The following is a 17,844-nucleotide window of genomic DNA, read 5'->3' on the forward strand; positions in this document are numbered from 1 at the left end:
CATTTTTATACAATTATAATATGCTAGAGGTTTGTACTATATCCGCAAAAGTTAAGGCGAGTCGAGTATATAGAAGTACAGGTACGCTTAACTTAATTATCAAATATAAATGGTGACATTATATAAAAATTAATTCTAATCGAATATGGCATATAACTAGAGCGAGGTCGTAATTATACTGAGAAAAGAAGTAATTATTGAGAAGAAATTGTGGGGGATGATGGAGATTAAGTTTGTTCCTGAACCGTTGAAGATAAAAAGTTATTCTGCCATAATATTTTAACGGAAAGTACTTACAGAGTATACAAAAGATAATTATACAGAATGTTATTTGAGTGATCTCCATTAATATATTCAAAAATTCGATAGAAGGTAGGAAGGTAACGATATGAATATCACAATCACCTTAACTGATAGTGCCTCGAAGTTTATTATTAACAACCTCTACCCACTATACTTACACGATCTATCAGAAATATGGGGGACGATTCCTAATCGATACGGGGTATTCGAGGAGGACGAGACACAGACACTGAAGGAACAGAATAAAGTCTTCGACATTTGGTGGGAGAAAGCTGGCGTTTTGTATCCTTATTTAATAAAAGAAAATGATATTCCAGTAGGGTTTGCATTAGTTGCTACACCGCCTTACACACCGTCTGCTTGTGAATTCTATTTGAATGAATTTTTTATTCTACGGCCCTTCCGTGGTAAGGGAATTGCTGAATATGCAGCTAAGGAAGTCTTTAAGCTTCATTTGGGTAACTGGGAGTTGCAAACAAATCTCACGGGCACAAATAGGAGAGCACAGCATTTTTGGAGGAAAACTTTAAAAGAATACACTGGTGATAGTTATTTAGAGGAATGCGGGAAGTCATATGATGATGAATTAAAGATGATTTTTACATTTAGTAACCAATCAAAATTATCGAATCCATAAAAGGGGATTATTTCGAAGTTATGTTTAAGAATTCATTCCTAAAAGCGAAAGCTTATAAGTACAGTTCTTTGCAATATTTGGATGTTGAAGAGCTGGAACTACAGGCGCCTGAGGATATTCTTATTGATGAACCTGGTGTGTTTATATTATGTAAATCGGTTGATGAGGGTCATAATATTCATTGGGCTGCCGAGTCTACAGAATTATTTAGGACTGCACTAATAGATCTGACTAGTAAGTTTATTCAATTACCTGTGGGTGGAACTCATAGAATGTATATCGAATTTATACATCTAGATCTCATGCCAGTTATGGAGTCTTTGGGGTTCAAGGTAGTTAGTCAATTTATTGATTTCTGGAATGAGGATATCTCAAAGAAGATCACCGATCAAGCAGAATCACCATTCATAAGAAACATTGAGCCTAAAGACTATTTACAGGTTAGTATGATCACCAAAGCATGTATAAATCTTTCAAGAGGTTTCTATGGTGAAGAGTTGGATTTCATACAAACATGGAATGAATCGGATCATTCTTGTATTCTTGTAGCAGAATTGAATAAAAGCATTGTTGGAGTATGTTTATTGAACATCTACGGATTTGAAAATGAAATGGGACCTGTGTTATGGATTAGAGAATTAGCTGTAGATCCGAAATATCATAACCAAGGTATCGGACATAAGTTAGCTGTTGAAGGTATACGCTGGGGGAATAACAATGGTGCTAAGCGGAGTTTTCTAGCAGCAGATAAAGAAAATCGAAATGCGATCAGAATCTATAATAAATTGGGGTATAACCATAAGGACGAAGTAGGGCAGATTAATATGGCTTTAGTGCTTGGAATTGAAGAGCCGATCTAACTATCATAGTTAGATCGGCTTTTGTTGATCTTAGCTATTTGATGCGTTTAACTCGCAAATATATGCTTACCAATTTTTAAGTTTTGCGGACGTGACCAGATCCATGCACTTGTTGCTGTATCCGGATTGAAATAATAGATTGAATGGTTTGTGGGGTCCCAACCTCGAACAGCATCAAGAGCAGCTAAATAAGCTGTCTGATTTGGTGTAAGCCAATACTGGCCGTCAGATACGGCTGTGAAAGCTCCTTTTTGGAATACAACTTCTTTAATATTATTAGGAAATTGACTTGATTGTATACGATTCATGACTACTGCACCCACTGCAACTTGTCCTACATAAGGCTCACCGCGAGACTCACTGTAGATAACTTTAGCCAAAATATCCATTTCATTAATATTAAGCGTGTGTTTTTTTAAAATATTCCAAGTTTTTGTCCCCGAAATTCCATCAGCGCTTATTCCATAGGCCTTTTGAAAACTAGTAACCGCTGCTTTCGTTTGTGATCCGTATACCCCATCTAAGGGCTCAGTATAGAAATCAAGGGTTTTTAATCTATATTGTAGATCCCATACATCTCCTGAAGAACTTCCTATGGTTAATACCGGAGCTGCATTAGCAGAACCGATCATAGTAGCCATGCTCACCAGACCCCAAAGAAGCAACAAAGTGAATATTTTAGTCTTCATTATAGCAGCCTCCTTTCAGAAAACATTATAAATATAGTTTAATCATTGAGACAACACTCATTTAATGGAAAATAAATTACTGTTTTACAAACTGTGAATCCTTAGTTCAGTTTGTGATTTTCTGAAATGGGTAAAATAATACTTATAGGCAGATAAAATTTCGGAGGTCTTTTATATGAAAAAGCAATTATTTCTACTAGTCGTCGCAGCTGCTTTCAGCTTAAGTGCTTGTAGTAATGACAATAGCTATGGCAATCAAATGTCTTCTAACGATACACAAATGGAACATAACTCACATTCAAGTTCAGGTGAAGTTCCAAAAGATCTGCGGGTAGCGGAGAATCCTACTTACAAAGTAGGAAGTGAAGCTGTGATCCAAACAGACCATATGGAAGGGATGAAGGGAGCCATTGCGACAATTGTGGGAGCTTATGAGACGACAGCATATAATGTTTCCTATAGACCTACTACAGGAGGTCAGCCGGTCACAAATCATAAGTGGATTATTCATGAAGAAATAAAAGAAGCAGATGATATATCCTATCAACCAGGCTCAGAGGTTATTATGGAATCTGATCATATGAAGGATATGAAGGGTGCAACGGCTCAGATTAACTCCGCAGAAAAAACCACTGTCTATATGATTAATTACAAACCTACTACGGGTGGAGATGAAGTGAAAAATCATAAGTGGGTAACAGAAGATGAGCTTTCACCTGTAAAATAATAGATCAACACAAAAACTGCAACTTACTCAGTTACGCATGAGTACGTTGCAGTTTTTGTTGTTTTATAGTCAGCTTCAAAGTAATTTGCGGTTAGGCTTTATCCACTGCAAGTTTTGAAGATTTCATGTTTGACGGGTCCTGTTCAGCTTCTTCAGGAACTGGCATTTGGTTAGAAGTACGAAGTGGAAGCTCCTTCAGGAAGAAGACAAGCACGAAAGCTACAACAAGCACAATGGTCCCGGTTAAGAACACGGATGACAATGTCTGTCCTAAAGCGTCACGGATACCCTCAATCATTTGTAAGAAGATAGGCTGTACATCGGTTGGCAGACTAGCTTGAGTCTGTTCAAGCAATGGTTTGTTCATTAATGCCTGTGGATTAGCGAAGGAGAGCATTTGCTCAGCAAGTTTTGGATCTATCTGTGTGAAATCCGGTGCTGATGACGATTGCAGAGCTTCCTTCAAGTTTTTGGTAAGACTATTTGACATAACGGTACCCATGACTGCGATACCGATCGTACCGCCTAAATTACGGAATAATTGTGAGGAGGCCGTTACTACACCCAGTTCTGTGTGTGAAACCGCATTTTGAGTAGCTAGTGAGAATACTGGCATTCCCAATCCTAACCCAAGACCAAACACAATCATACTTAGGACAGCCATCGGTACATTATTCATAAATACCATTATTGTCATACCAGCAATCATAATGGGTATTCCAATTAATGCGTAACGTTTATACTTCCCTTTTTTCGCCATCTTTTGTCCGGTAAGGGCACTGGCTACAACCATAACGATCGACATTGGCATAGTAACATACCCTGCATATGTCGCGGAGATCCCCAGAACACCTTGTACGAAGAAGGAAAGATAGATCATAGCTCCCATCATACCGAAGTTCATAATAAAACCAATAATATTAGATATGGTAACTACGCTATTCTTAAATAGATGAAGCGGAAGAATTGGATTTTTAGCTTGAGATTCGACAAAAATAAAGAGAAGTGCCGAAACGACCGTTCCCGCCAACAGGCCGAGAATTTGCGAAGAACCCCAATCATATTCTGTACCTGCCCAGGTGAAGGCAAGCAGTAGAGGCACGATGGTAGTTGTCATTAGCAAGGAACCTAAATAGTCGATGCTTGTTGACTCCCCACGTTTGCCTTTAGGAAATAAGGTAAGAATCATCACGAAGGCTACTACACCAAGCGGTAGGAAGATCCAGAACAGCCAATGCCAATCCATATTGTCAATCAAAAAGCCACCAAGCGTTGGTCCAAGCACACTGGAGAAGCCGAATACTGCCATCATCAACCCCATCCATTTACCACGTTCACGCGGAGGGAATAAGTCACCTACGGCAGTAAATGCGGTGGATTGAATAATACCTGCACCTACCCCTTGAATCCCACGGTAAATGATAAATTGATAAACATCGGAAGATGTACCTGTCAGAAAAGCCCCAACCATAAATAAGAGAATACCTGCTAATAGAAAGGGTTTACGTCCGAACATATCAGATAACTTACCGACAAGAACGGTTGCTATTGTTGATGTTAATAAGTAAATGTTAATAGTCCAAGTATAGTAATCCATGCCATCAAGAATTGCGATTATACGCGGCATAGCAGTACTTGTAATTGTCTGATTAATCGCTGCGAACAGCATTGCAGCCATTATTGCTATCATAATACTAAGTTTTCGTTTGCTGGATAAATGTTCCATTTGATTGTTTCCCCGCCACTTTTTAAATTTTATCTCTTGTCTAAATCAGAAATTATTACTGCGAAAATTCTTCTTAAATGCTCAATATCTTCATCGGGCAGTATCTTAAAGTAAGATTCCATAAGTTCTTGATGGCGTTCCTGCACCTCTTTAATCGTTGCTTCTCCTTTCTGCGTAATGGTGATGTGTACAACCCTTCGATCATCTTTGGCGCGTTCCTTATTTACGTAATCTTCAGCGATTAATTGGTCTGTTACGCCTGTAATTGCTGCTGAGGTAATACCCAGAGCTGCAGCAATCTGTGATACGTTTTGTGGACCGTTCTTAGATAAAGTCCTGAGGGTTTTGAACTGTGTAATATTTAAGGGGTAGTCTTGTTTGTTCCAATCTTGGGAGATTCCTTTTAAAAAGGATTTGAACATAGTAGAAATCTGAAGAAAATCTTCATTATTAGCCAAATCACGCCTCCTAAAGTTATGAAATAGGGCGGAATAAGTAATTCCATTAAATTTTAGATAACAACTAAATGATTAACTACTTAATTATTAAAGCGTGAAACAATATATCATCCTTTTTTATATCTCGTCAAGAAAAGGTTTGTTTTTTTCGAATGAAATAGAGTGTTGTTGTTGAAGTTCGTTCCTGAGCTAATGAATTATTTGTTATACTGTGTATAGTTATCTTTATTATTATTTCATTAAAAAGGAGCATTTATTTGAATTTAGCAACTCCTGTAACACCTATTCAACTTATGCAAGTACTTCTAAACGTTTCTGTGATTCGCCCTGTTTTTATCTGGGGGGCGCCTGGTATTGGGAAATCTTCGCTAGTAGAAGCTTTTGCTGATCAGGTGGGTCTTCCTTGTGTGTCACTATTAGGTTCTCAATTAGCACCTGAAGACATCATTGGAGTCCCGCAAATCGTTAACGGTAAGAGCCAATTCTGTCCTCCAAAAATGATTGCTCGGGATGAACCATATTGTTTGTTCCTAGACGAGCTTAATGCCTGTTCTCAAGAGGTGCAAAAAGCTTTTTATAGTCTCATCCACGAACGCCGCATCGGCGATTATCACCTACCTGAGGGCTCTATAGTAATAGGAGCTGGTAACCGTGCACAAGATAGTGCAATTGTTAAACCTATGTCCTCCGCGCTTATCAATCGGATGTTCCATATACAGTTAAATGTATCGTTTCAGAATTGGATCTCTTGGGCATATGAGCATAGCATTCATCCTATGGTTATTGAATATCTGGAATTGCGTCCCGATCATTTGTGGAGTGCACCTCCAAAGACTGAAGAGCCTTTCTCCACGCCACGCTCTTGGCATATGCTTAGTGATGCACTACATGAGTTTGGCGATGATGTAAATGTGGATACCGTGGGGATTTTAGCGAATGGCTCACTGACACCTTCTCACGCCACACAATTCAGGGCTTTTTATAAAAATCTAACTGGAAAATATGAACTTAATCAAATTATAGATGGTAAATCCTCATTTCCAACGGCTCCAGAAGATCGGGATCTCCTGTATTTTCTGGCGCAATCCTTGCGTGCCCAGATTATCAAAGAACTCCCTCCGATTAAAGATAACGTACGAGATGGACATCGCCAATTTGCACATACGGTTAAAAAGCTGATTAAAGACTTGTCCGTCATTAGCTTCGAAATTGCACAGCTAGTAGTTGCTAAGCAGGAGCAAAGTGATAATATTCCAGATTGGTTAATGGTTGAAATTGTACGTGATTTACCACGTCTTGCAATAAAAGAGCGGGGGTAAATATGGCTAAAAAAACAACTCCAGATAATCCCGCTTTGAAAAATTTTAATGAAGCATGTTCGTTAATCGCGGATCATCCTATTTTTGCGCCGTTATCTGTTCGAGCTTCGATTATCCATAATGAAAATAGTCCCTATCCTGAAGACGGCTGGGCAATTGTCACTAATAACGGTTATATTTACACTCATCCTAAACGGCGTGGCGAGGTTGCTGAATGGATGTACGTTTTGGCACATTGTTTTCTTCATTTAGGTCTTGGACATTTAAAGATTAAAGAGAATCAAGTGGCGTGGAACGTTGCATGTGATGTGTACATAGCAAAGTTTTTAAATGACTTGAAGTTTGGGAAAGTACCCGCAGATATGGAGTCGCGAATTGATCTTACAATTAAAGATGAACAACAGCTTTACGAGCAATTTATGATAAAAGGAATTCCGGACAACTCCAGATATTTTGGGACTGCGGGTGTTTCAAAGCCGGACATGAATGTTCGAGAAACCACCAAAAGATACTGGGGAAAAGCGCCGGATTGGGAAGCCTATTTTGCTTATGGGTTATCTAATGCTGTGACGAATGCAGTAAGTGTTGCTGGAGGACATGCTAATACTATTAGTGACCCTGCACTTTCTTTAACAGCTCCACAACGGGCAAAACGATGGTTTATGGACAGATATCCTTTATTAGGAGCGCTTGCCGCCGGCTTTGAGATTATAGAAGATCCAGCGATATGTCGGCGATTAGATATTTCCATAGCTGCCATTGACGTTATTGATCGCAAAATATTCATGAACCCTGCAGCTGGACTAAACGATGAGGAGTGTATTTTCGTGATGGCGCATGAGCTTCTGCATGCAGGGCTTCAGCATCACGAGCGGTGTCTTGGCCGGGATCATTATCTTTGGAATGTGGCTTGTGACTACGTTATAAATTTATGGCTAGTGGAAATGAGTGTAGGGGAGTATCCGCGAATTGGACTCTTATCAGATCCTGAGCTTAAAGGTTTATCTGCTGAAACGATTTATGATCGTATGGTCGGAGATATCCGCACTTATAAGAAACTGGCAACCTTGAGAGGGAATGGACTCGGTGACATTTTAGATAACGGTTCATCAAGTTTTTGGGATGCGAGAGAAGGACAAACGTTAGATGATTTCTGTAAAAATGCTATGCAACAGGGACTTATGTATCATGAAGAGCAAAGTCGCGGTCTTTTGCCATCAGGCCTAGTTGAAGAGATTAGAGCGCTGGGCCAGCCACCTATTAAATGGGATGTAGAGCTTGCACGGTGGTTTGATCATTATTTTTCACCGCTTGAGAAGACCAGATCTTATTCACGAATTAGCAGACGTCAATCTTCTACGCCTGATATCCCTCGACCACAGTGGGTTCATAGCGGTGCTGCAGATGATGGCCGTACTTTTGGAGTTATTTTAGATACCTCAGGCTCAATGGATAAAAAACTTCTGGCCAAAGCATTAGGGGCTATTTCAAGTTATGCGCAGGCTCGTGATGTTACTTTTGCACGGATTATCTTTTGTGATGCTTGTCCTTATGATGCAGGTTACATGCCCCCCGAGGCTATCGCGGATCGGGTACAAGTGAAGGGAAGAGGGGGAACGATCTTACAACCAGCTATTGATTTGATTCAACAAGCTGAGGATTTCCCGAAAAAAGGACCGCTTCTAATTATTACAGATGGTTATTGTGACAAGCTGATCCTTAAAAGAGACCATGCTTATATTTTGCCCAAGGGTAATGACTTGCCTTTCTCACCCAAAGGACCTGTATTCAGAATTAATTAGGGCTTAGAATAAATTTAGAGCGAGGTAACAATGGATATGAATCCCCCCAAACATATTCTTTCAGCAGCTACAGTTGTATTCAATGATCAAGAAGAAATCTTATTAATAAAAGGTCCACGTAGAGGCTGGGAGATGCCAGGCGGACAGGTTGAAGAGGAGGAGTCCCTTATAGAAGCAGCAATCAGGGAAGCCAAAGAAGAATCGGGCATTGATATAGAGATTAATAAGTTCTGCGGAGTTTTTCAAAATGTTGATCGATCTATTTGTACTAACCTATTTCTAGGGAAAGCCATCGGCGGCGAACCTGCTACTAGTTCCGAGAGCTTAGAAGTTGGGTTTTTCTCGATAGAACAAGCATTAGAAATGGTCACATGGAAAAACCTCAGACTGCGGCTGGAGTATTGTCTAAATGATGAGGTACAGCCTTTTTACGTAGAGTTACGGGGTACAGAAGTTGAAGAAATTATATTTAATAAATTAGAAAACCAGCAAACTTTTTAGAGGTCCTCCTGCGTCCTAGCTAATGAGTGTCATCGGAAGGCACTTATAAATAGAGATGGAGGATGACGAGATATGAACAAAAGAACAAAAAATCTATTTAAAATGAGTGCAGTTGGATGTGTAGCCATTATGGGAGTGAGTGCAGCTTCTTTACCGGTTCATGCTATGGTTCCCACACAAGTAACAGCTAATGTTTCTGCGGCTTTACCGTCCAAGACACCAGCCCTTGCTGGCATTAAAGTACAAGAAAAAGTACTTAACACAACAAGTAAATACCTGATTGCAGATTTAAAAGTACCACAGCTAACAGGAATGCTGGATACTCATTATCAAGATGAACTGAACGATATTATCCTCTCTCATGCTGAAAAGGATCTGGCACAGTGGGAGAAAGACGCTGCAGAAATGGGCAAAAAAGCACAGGCTGATCAAATGGAATTTCATCCTTATACTCTTTACATTACTTATGATCTGAAATCAGATGGAACAGGTTCTCCAGCAGGCGTTATCTCCTTGACTGTTACTACTGAAGGCTCTGAAGGTGGAACAAGCATGCCGCGGATCGATACTTATAATGTGAAAAATATAGCTGAGGCAGAACCTGTTACACTAACGGATCTACTGGGAGCTAACTACAAAGAGAAGCTCGATGCAGACATTCTGGCAGAAATTAAAAAGGATTCAGATAAGTATTTCTTAGAAGAGTACACAGGAACTTCAACTGAGCAGTCGTTCTATATCGATAAAGGTAACTTAGTAATCGTATTCCCTAAATACAGCATTGCACCAGGTTATGTAGGTTCACCAGAGTTTCGGTTCAGCTTAAATCATAGTTCAACGGATACAACCAAGCTAGATTTGAAAAAAGTAGCTACTTTCACGAATAAGAAAGGCGTGCGCATGGTATCGCTTCGTGATGTGGCCAGTCAACTAAACTATGAATTGAAATGGAATCAGTCTACCAAAACCGCTGAATTGATGAAAGGTGCACAGTGGACAAGTGTTACGCTTAACAAAGATTCTTACTTCTTCGCAAAAACGACTCCTAAAGCTTTAGGTGCTGCCCCTGTTCTGCAAGATAACAAAACCTATGTACCTGTTCAATTCGTATCAGAAATTCTACAGGTTGAAGTTCAGAAATAACCTTTTAGAAGTTTGTGAAAGTAGTTAGATTTTTTAAAAACATCCCGCAGGGTAATTCTTGCGCGGGTGTTTTTTTACTTTTGATAACAGAATAACCAGTTAAAAGAACTTTTTGTGCTACTCCTGCGTCCTGCCTATGAACAACAAATTAAGGGTAAGGACTGAAACAGAATGAATGACAACAAGCGTTATATGCCTGGAATTGATGGACTAAGAGCTTTTTCTGTACTCGCTGTCATAGCCTATCATTTGAATTTGAAATGGGCTGGGGGTGGACTGCTGGGAGTGGGAATCTTTTTTGTGATCTCGGGTTATCTCATCACAGACCAAATCATTAACCAATGGGAGCGTCATCGAAGATTGGACCTTCTGGACTTTTGGATACGTAGAGCACGGAGGTTGCTGCCGGCGACGATAGTCATGCTGATCGTTGTCACCTTATGGCTCTTAATCATAGATCCCACGAGATTAAATGGGCTGACAGGAGATTTCATGTCATCACTATTTTACGTTAATAACTGGTGGTTAATATTTCATGATGTTTCGTACTTCGAAAGCTTTGGACCTCCTTCACCGATCGGACATTTATGGTCACTTTCTATTGAAGAACAGTTTTATATTCTATGGCCGCTGCTGCTCGTATTAGGACTAAAGATCATACCTCGTCGAGGTAAACTTATTGCCTGGATTCTGGCTTGTGCTGCTGTCTCAGCTTTAGCCATGGCTATGTTCTATGTACCGGGCACAGATCCAAGCAGGGTCTATTATGGAACAGATACTCGCATATTTGCACTTCTAGTTGGAGCGGCGCTTGCCGTTGCATGGCCTAGTCAGAAACTTAAAAATACAGTCACAGAAAGATCTCGTTATATGTTTGATATCATTGGTGCTCTGGGACTGCTGGTATTAATGGTGCTAGTTTACCGGATTAACGAATTTGATGAATCACTATATCGTGGTGGATTTTTGATCATCTCTATCATTACTGCAGTAGTGATTGCCGTGCTTGCTCATCCTGCCAGTTCTCTTGGCCGGAAAATAGGCTGCAAACCTTTGCGATGGATAGGTGTACGTTCATATAGCTTATACCTTTGGCATTATCCCGTAATTATTCTTACCAGCCCTAATGGGAATCCAGATGAGAGCGGCGTGCTTCGTATGATCCTTCAGTTAGCAGGAAGTTTTCTACTGGCAGCCTTATCATACAAATATGTGGAGGAGCCGCTCCGGCGGAAATCATTAAGAAACATTTGGAACCATTGGAGTGCGAAACAACGCCGCAGCTACCGCCCAGTCTTTCTTATGACCATGATCTTTTTGATTCTTATTCCGATTGCCTGCAATGGATATTTATCCAATGCTGAATCTGACACGCGTCCAATCGAAGTTGCAGATAAGGAGAATGTACAGCAAGAGGGAACAGTGCAAGATCCAATAGATCACAACTCATTGGCACCACCCGTAGAAAAAGATACGACGGATGTTGAGAAGCAAAAACCTGACACTGAAGAGAAACAAGCTGAACCAGAAAGAAACATAGCGGTAACCGAAAAAAATCAAACCGGAAAGAATATTACGGCCATTGGCGATTCTGTCATTTTGGATGCGGCACCATTTTTGGTAGAAAGTCTCCCTGGTATTGTTATCGATGGAAAGGTCGGCAGACAGATGATGCAGGCACAGGAGGTGGTTGATCAGCTTAGAGCACAAGGACGGTTAGGGAAGCGGATGATCATAGAGCTGGGGACGAATGGAGCTTTTAACTCCAAGCAATTACGTAAACTATTAAACTCGTTAAGCGATGCGGAGCAGATTATTTTGGTCAATACACGTGTGCCGAGAAAGTGGGAGCAGACTGTGAATTCCACCCTTTCAAAAGTTTCCAGTGAATTCAGGAATACGACCATAGTAGACTGGTACTCAGCTAGTGAAGGAAAAGACGACTACTTCTACAAAGATGGTGTTCATCTGAAACGTGAGGGTGCCAAGTATTATGCATCAATTCTAATTAAAGCTTTGGAAAAAGAAAATAAATAATTTATTTGGAATCTCCAAACTTTTTTATACTCACCAAACGTCTTACTCCTGTTACAACACCAGATCACAAACAGAGAAGGATAATCGACCATGTTGAATAGGAAAACCGAGAAAATATTGACGCGATGTATCAAAGAAAACAAAGAAAATGTATACCGGCTTGCTTACAGTTATGTGAAAAACAAAGAGGATGCCCTCGACATTGTGCAGGATTCTATTTATAAAGCGATGACACGAATGGATTTGCTAAAGGATCACGATGCCGTGAAAAGCTGGTTTTACAGGATTGTCGTGAATACCTCTTTAGACTTTTTGCGCAGAAACAAGAAGGTTCAGACGATGGAGCCAGAGATAATAGAAACCTATAGTCCGGCTGTTGAGGATAACTATACAGATATGGATTTGAAAAGAACACTGGAAGAGCTGCCGGCGAAATACCGAAGTGTGATCGTGCTTAGATATTTTGAGGATATGAAGATTAATGAAGTGGCTGAAGTTCTTAATGAGAACACCAATACAATAAAGACAAGGCTGTATCAGGCCCTTCAGTTATTGCGGGTGAAGCTGAATGATGAAGCCTTAAAGGAGATAAAGTAAGATGGACGAAAGAATACAAGAATTACATAAAGAGTATACCGATATTCCCATTCCGGATGAACTTGATTTGATTGTAAACCGCTCTATAAAGCAGTCACTTAAAGCCAATAGAAAAAAACACACGACAACTAAGTGGGTGGCTAGTGTTGGTGCGGCCGCAGTTATTTTTCTAGTAGCCATAAACACCAGTACAACCGTAGCTAGTGCATTATCTTCCATTCCAGGCGTTGATCGGATAATAAAAGTGCTGACTATTAAAGAATACGTTGTAGAAGAAGAGAACTACGATGCAAATATCAAGGTTCCAGCCGTTACGGATATGGAAAACAAAGAACTGGAGCTTGGATTGAACAGCAAATATTTAAGTGAGAATAAAGCACTATACGAAAAGTTCCAAGCGGAGATCGAAGCGTTGAAGGAACAAGGTGGGGGCCATTTGGGGCTGGATGTAGGTTATGAAGTGAAAACGGATAATGAGCGCATTTTCTCCATTGGCAGATATGTTGAGGAAACCGCTGGTTCATCTTCAATGGAAGTTACTTTTGATACGATAGACAAAGTGAACCAGATCCTTATTACATTGCCAATGCTATTTAAAGATGATCAATACATTGAACGCATTAGCGAAAATATTAAAGAACAGATGATTGCTCAAATGAAAGCAGACTCTGAGAAAGTTTACTGGATCCCTGAGTATGGCGATGATGTGCCAACGGATCAGTTTACCTCCATTACGAAGGATCAAAGCTTTTATATCAATACCGAAGGTAAGCTTGTGATTGTGTTTAATAAATACGATGTCGCACCGGGTTATATGGGCTCCGTTGAATTTGTGATACCCACCGCGGTGCTTGCTGATGATTTAGTCAGTCAGAAGTATATTCAATAAAAGAATTCTGGGAATAACGTCATCTGCGTTCCGAAACTCTGCGCAAAAGTTGATAAATGTGGAACTAGCGTCATCTGAGTCCAAAAGTTTAGCCAAAACTCTTTGTCAAAGCCTTAAACATCGTTTGATGTCAATATTTTACGGGGGACGCAGCAGCTATCGGACTCAGCTGACCCTAAACGCAGCATTATCGCACTTTTGCAATCCTAACGGACCGCATCGTCGCTATTGGCACGAAAAACACTCCCCAAGCACTCTTTTCTAACGAATAGCTGCACTGGGGTCCGAAACTCTGCGCAAAAGCTGATAAAAGCGGAAATAACGTCATCTGGGTCCGAAAGTTTAGACGTAAATAAATCGCTCTACTGCCGCAACGGTAGCATTAATATCCGGGTTAGAATTATCGATCAACGCAATATTTTCAGCCGGGAGCGGCCATGCTACCGTACGGTTGCCAAGAGAAGTGCGGAATTCATTCCAATGCTGGAACTTCCATTCATCTAGTGGTGATTGTCTGTCTTGAATTCGTTCCCGGTACAATTCCTCGTTGGCTAAACCTACCAAGACAACCTTGACTTCAACATCAAGGAGGGAACGTCCGATCCGAACTAACTCATTGCTGATCCAGTCAGGATTGGCCGCCTCTTTGGTGAAGGGACCAACCACAAAAGCATCGACGTACAAGCCTATATTATCCAGCGCAGCATCCATAGTGATTCGATAACCTAAATCGCGGCATAACCTTTTGTACTCTGCTGAGTCTCTATCTGCCGGATCCAGTCCGTGTAAAGTCATTATGGCGTCGGCAGCAGGCCGTAGCAGAATATCCATATCGAAAAATGGTATTTTGCGCCGCGAAGCAATCGCTTTAGCTAACGTTGTTTTGCCTGCTCCAGCTGGACCAAGAAAAAATACAAGTTTATTCATTTCTAATTCTCCTTAGTTCTCAAGTCAACTCCAAAGTGTATCTATGCATACTATCATATAAAAGATGACGAGCGATCGCCAGCGCAAACCTAATCTCGGCAAGTGACGGTCCACAAAAACTAAAATTGTTCGCAAATTAGCCTGAAAAATGATAATTTTTTGCTTCTCCATTGAGTTTTTAGTTAATCCTGCTTATAATATAGCGAGAAAAATAAGAAAAAGGTGTCCATAAATGAGCATATTAAATGTTGAAGGATTAAGTCATGGCTTTGGGGATCGTGCGATTTTTAAGGATGTTTCATTCCGTCTCCTAAAAGGCGAGCATATCGGATTATTCGGCGCTAACGGCGAAGGAAAATCCACTTTTATGAATATTGTTACAGGCAAACTGCAACCTGATGAGGGTAAAGTCGAATGGTCCAAGCGGGTGCGTGTTGGCTACCTCGATCAGCATGCTGTGTTAACCAAAGGAATGACGATTCAAGACGTACTCAGAAGTGCCTTTCAATACCTGTTTGATCTGGAGCAAGAGATGAATGATATGTACGGCAGAATGGGTGACGTTTCACCTGAAGAGCTGGAAAAGCTGCTTGAAGAAGTAGGTACCATCCAAGATACACTTACAAATCAAGATTTTTACATGATTGATGCGAAAGTACAAGAAACTGCGCGTGGACTAGGGATCACTGACATTGGATTGGATCGTGATGTAGCCGATCTTAGTGGTGGTCAACGTACCAAAATCTTGCTTGCGAAGCTATTGCTTGAAAAACCAGATATTTTGCTCCTCGATGAGCCTACCAACTATCTGGATGAGCAGCATATTGAGTGGCTGAGACGTTATCTTCAAGAGTATGATAATGCCTTTATTCTGATCTCTCACGATATGCCATTCTTGAACAGCGTTATTAACCTGATCTACCATATGGAAAATCAAAAGCTGACCCGCTATGTGGGTGATTATGAGCAATTCCAACAAGTCTACGAAATGAGAAAACAACAGCTTGAATCTGCTTATAATCGTCAAAAGCAAGAAATAGCAGAGCTGAAGGATTTCGTAGCTCGTAATAAAGCCAGCGTGGCAACCCGTAATATGGCAATGTCCAGACAGAAGAAGCTCGACAAGATGGAGATCATCGAGATTGCCAAGGAGAAACCGAAACCACAGTTTAACTTTAAAGAAGGTAAAACTGCGGGCAAGATGATTTTCGAAGCAAAAGAATTGGTTATCGGCTACGATTCTCCATTGTCCAGACCGCTTAATTTGCTGATGGAGCGTGGACAGAAGATCGCGTTGGTTGGGGCAAACGGAATTGGTAAAACAACTTTGCTGCGCAGCATTTTAGGTGAAATCTCTGCATTGTCCGGTTCGGTAGAACGTGGATACCATCAGGAGATTGGCTATTTTGAGCAAGAGATGAAGGAAGGCAATTACAAGACTTGTATTGAGGAAATCTGGGACACGTTCCCGTCTCTGTCACAATTCGAAGTACGTGCTGCCCTTGCTAAATGCGGATTAACTACGAAGCATATTGAGAGTAAGATTGCTGTTCTAAGTGGTGGGGAAAAAGCCAAAGTGCGTCTATGTAAGCTCATTAATAGCGAAACCAATATTCTCGTATTAGATGAGCCGACAAACCACTTGGATATCGATGCCAAAGATGAACTGAAACGCGCTCTAAAAGCATACAAAGGAAGCATTCTTATGATTTCTCACGAACCCGATTTTTATCAGGACATCGTAACAGATATCTGGAATTGCGAAGATTGGACGACGAAAGTATTCTAATTATACGAGTTCAATTAACGAATCTTAAATAGGATACCTTACTTCGATTCTCCGAAGGGTATCCTGTTTTTTTATCCCGAGGCACCATCTGCATTAACTGTGACGATTAAAATTGGCGTCTGAGGCAATGATTCCATCTCTCTGAGAAATCTTGAACAGTAACGCAAAAACACCACTGAGGATGGATAATGTAACTACACAAGGTTACTAGGATACCGATGATCCAGCCTGCAAGATGGGAGACACTTTCAATGCAGATGCCTTTTATAAAATCGACTGATTTATATTTCATCCGTACCTCAAGATAGGCGTAGATGATTACAAATAGCATAAATAGACCACACCAGAGGTAAAAGTATTTTGGCAGATTCCCAGATAACAAATCCGTCAAAAATTGAATGGCCGTCTTCATGATTTCCATAATTAACACAAACAATAGATCACTCCTCAAAACTTTCCGCCGGTAAGCAAACTTTAGGCTTCAAACTTCAGATTCTGCGGTTCCGTCGGAAATTCTTCTGTCCGTGCACGGGAATCAGTGACGGGAACGTCCAGGCCTACTTCTTCAAAGGTGCAGTCATCCAGCCAAATCTTTCCGGATCCGGATAGGAGAATACCTATGTTGATACAATCCGCCTCTGCCGGGATATCCAGCACACAAGCGTAAAAATTCCAGGAAGCAGTTCCTTTAATACTTCTGTACTGCATGTTGTCAAAACCCAGCATATTCTGGAGCTTGTCATCAATACGCATCCATAAGCCGCACCAGTCGCTTACTTCTTCGGTCCGGATAAAGCCGGCAAACCGCATCCGTTTCCCAAGATAATTTTTTGCGTCAAACTGCTGCATTAGAGTACCGAATTCGTTCCCTTCGAGTGGTTCAGTTTCTGCGCATTCCAGTGATACAGAGTTCCTTCCCTTATGGTAAATCTGCATATCTAATGATGCCTTATATTTGCTGGGAGATGTTCCGGTGATGAACCAACCTTTAATTTCGGACATGGTAAATTCCTCTCTTTCCTGAATCAATAGTTTTATCTGTGACCTGTATTGGGCTGGGGGGAGAACATAATGTCCTTTAAAAGCTCTTGTAAAAGCCTCTTGACTATCAAAACCATAAAGAAGTGCAATATCTAGAATGCGTTCTTCGGAATAGAGCAGCAGTTGGGCAGCAGAACTCAACCTACGGGAACGAATGTATTCAGCTACACTTTTGCCGACATATTTCTGAAAGAGCCGATGGAAATGATATTTGGAGAATCCAGCCTCTTTCGCAATTCTGTCCAGATTCAATTCTTCTTCTTCCAAATGGTTCTCAATAAATTCAATACTATTGTGAATCATCTTGTAATACAGCCTGATCACCTCCTTGTTCTGGTCTTAATATACCTCATCTATTTAAAGGGATTTTGATAATTCTTGCTTAGTTGTACTTCAGTA

At 40.6% G+C, this 17,844-nt stretch carries 17 protein-coding genes; 11 read left to right on the forward strand and 6 right to left on the reverse strand.

What is annotated here, in order from left to right; genetic code table 11:
* The first annotated feature begins 388 nt into the window (after positions 1-388).
* Together NYE72_RS14650 and NYE72_RS14655 are read left to right on the forward strand one after the other, a co-directional pair.
* A complete protein-coding gene (locus tag NYE72_RS14650; protein ID WP_038570863.1) occupies positions 389-940 on the forward strand; it encodes a GNAT family N-acetyltransferase in 552 nt (183 codons plus the stop codon).
* Positions 941-960: 20 nt separating this feature from the next.
* Entirely contained in the window at positions 961-1,800 is an 840-nt protein-coding gene (locus NYE72_RS14655; protein WP_076179847.1) for a GNAT family N-acetyltransferase, read from the forward strand.
* A 47-nt stretch (positions 1,801-1,847) separates the two neighbouring features.
* Here NYE72_RS14655 and sleB read toward each other — a convergent pair whose 3' ends face one another.
* Positions 1,848-2,441 (reverse strand): spore cortex-lytic enzyme, encoded by a 594-nt coding sequence (gene sleB, locus NYE72_RS14660; protein ID WP_256715518.1) that lies wholly within the window; start codon positions 2,439-2,441, stop codon positions 1,848-1,850.
* Positions 2,442-2,664: 223 nt separating this feature from the next.
* Between sleB and NYE72_RS14665 the strand changes: the two genes are divergently transcribed.
* Positions 2,665-3,216, forward strand: a complete 552-nt coding sequence (locus NYE72_RS14665) for a YdhK family protein (RefSeq protein WP_076105643.1) — start codon at positions 2,665-2,667, stop codon at positions 3,214-3,216.
* Positions 3,217-3,307: 91 nt separating this feature from the next.
* Here NYE72_RS14665 and NYE72_RS14670 read toward each other — a convergent pair whose 3' ends face one another.
* Together NYE72_RS14670 and NYE72_RS14675 are read right to left on the reverse strand one after the other, a co-directional pair.
* Complete coding sequence (locus tag NYE72_RS14670) at positions 3,308-4,942, reverse strand: MDR family MFS transporter (RefSeq protein WP_339211988.1); 1,635 nt, start codon at positions 4,940-4,942, stop codon at positions 3,308-3,310.
* Positions 4,943-4,971: 29 nt separating this feature from the next.
* Complete coding sequence (locus NYE72_RS14675) at positions 4,972-5,400, reverse strand: MarR family transcriptional regulator (RefSeq protein WP_036678010.1); 429 nt, start codon at positions 5,398-5,400, stop codon at positions 4,972-4,974.
* 257 nt (positions 5,401-5,657) lie between these two features.
* Between NYE72_RS14675 and NYE72_RS14680 the strand changes: the two genes are divergently transcribed.
* From NYE72_RS14680 to NYE72_RS14710, 7 genes are all read left to right on the forward strand, one after another.
* Positions 5,658-6,719 carry a MoxR family ATPase gene (locus NYE72_RS14680; protein ID WP_076105644.1) on the forward strand — a complete coding sequence of 354 codons (1,062 nt, stop codon included), beginning with the start codon at positions 5,658-5,660 and terminating at the stop codon, positions 6,717-6,719.
* Between the two features lie 2 nt (positions 6,720-6,721).
* Positions 6,722-8,521: a peptidase gene (locus tag NYE72_RS14685; RefSeq protein WP_339211990.1), complete on the forward strand. Its 1,800-nt coding sequence runs from the start codon at positions 6,722-6,724 to the stop codon at positions 8,519-8,521.
* Between the two features lie 36 nt (positions 8,522-8,557).
* On the forward strand, positions 8,558-9,022 hold the full coding sequence (locus NYE72_RS14690; protein ID WP_339212084.1) for an NUDIX hydrolase: 465 nt from the start codon (positions 8,558-8,560) through the stop codon (positions 9,020-9,022).
* 72 nt (positions 9,023-9,094) lie between these two features.
* The gene (locus NYE72_RS14695; RefSeq protein WP_339211992.1) at positions 9,095-10,165 is read left to right on the forward strand and encodes a stalk domain-containing protein; all 1,071 of its coding nucleotides are present in this window, start codon (positions 9,095-9,097) and stop codon (positions 10,163-10,165) included.
* A 171-nt stretch (positions 10,166-10,336) separates the two neighbouring features.
* Entirely contained in the window at positions 10,337-12,202 is a 1,866-nt protein-coding gene (locus NYE72_RS14700) for an acyltransferase family protein (protein ID WP_339211993.1), read from the forward strand.
* Positions 12,203-12,292: 90 nt separating this feature from the next.
* Positions 12,293-12,799: a sigma-70 family RNA polymerase sigma factor gene (locus NYE72_RS14705; protein WP_038570883.1), complete on the forward strand. Its 507-nt coding sequence runs from the start codon at positions 12,293-12,295 to the stop codon at positions 12,797-12,799.
* 1 nt (position 12,800) lies between these two features.
* Entirely contained in the window at positions 12,801-13,688 is an 888-nt protein-coding gene (locus tag NYE72_RS14710; RefSeq protein WP_076217533.1) for an RsiV family protein, read from the forward strand.
* A 342-nt stretch (positions 13,689-14,030) separates the two neighbouring features.
* Here NYE72_RS14710 and NYE72_RS14715 read toward each other — a convergent pair whose 3' ends face one another.
* On the reverse strand, positions 14,031-14,615 hold the full coding sequence (locus NYE72_RS14715) for an AAA family ATPase (protein ID WP_038570886.1): 585 nt from the start codon (positions 14,613-14,615) through the stop codon (positions 14,031-14,033).
* Between the two features lie 232 nt (positions 14,616-14,847).
* Between NYE72_RS14715 and NYE72_RS14720 the strand changes: the two genes are divergently transcribed.
* Positions 14,848-16,404 carry an ABC-F family ATP-binding cassette domain-containing protein gene (locus tag NYE72_RS14720; RefSeq protein WP_036677991.1) on the forward strand — a complete coding sequence of 519 codons (1,557 nt, stop codon included), beginning with the start codon at positions 14,848-14,850 and terminating at the stop codon, positions 16,402-16,404.
* Between the two features lie 106 nt (positions 16,405-16,510).
* Here NYE72_RS14720 and NYE72_RS14725 read toward each other — a convergent pair whose 3' ends face one another.
* On the reverse strand, positions 16,511-16,834 hold the full coding sequence (locus tag NYE72_RS14725; RefSeq protein ID WP_235219403.1) for a DUF5823 family protein: 324 nt from the start codon (positions 16,832-16,834) through the stop codon (positions 16,511-16,513).
* A gap of 44 nt (positions 16,835-16,878) precedes the next feature.
* Complete coding sequence (locus tag NYE72_RS14730) at positions 16,879-17,748, reverse strand: helix-turn-helix domain-containing protein (RefSeq protein WP_038570889.1); 870 nt, start codon at positions 17,746-17,748, stop codon at positions 16,879-16,881.
* Positions 17,749-17,844 lie beyond the last annotated feature (96 nt).

The organism is Paenibacillus sp. FSL L8-0333 (assembly GCF_037965665.1).
GTDB classification, from domain to species: domain Bacteria; phylum Bacillota; class Bacilli; order Paenibacillales; family Paenibacillaceae; genus Paenibacillus_AQ; species Paenibacillus_AQ odorifer.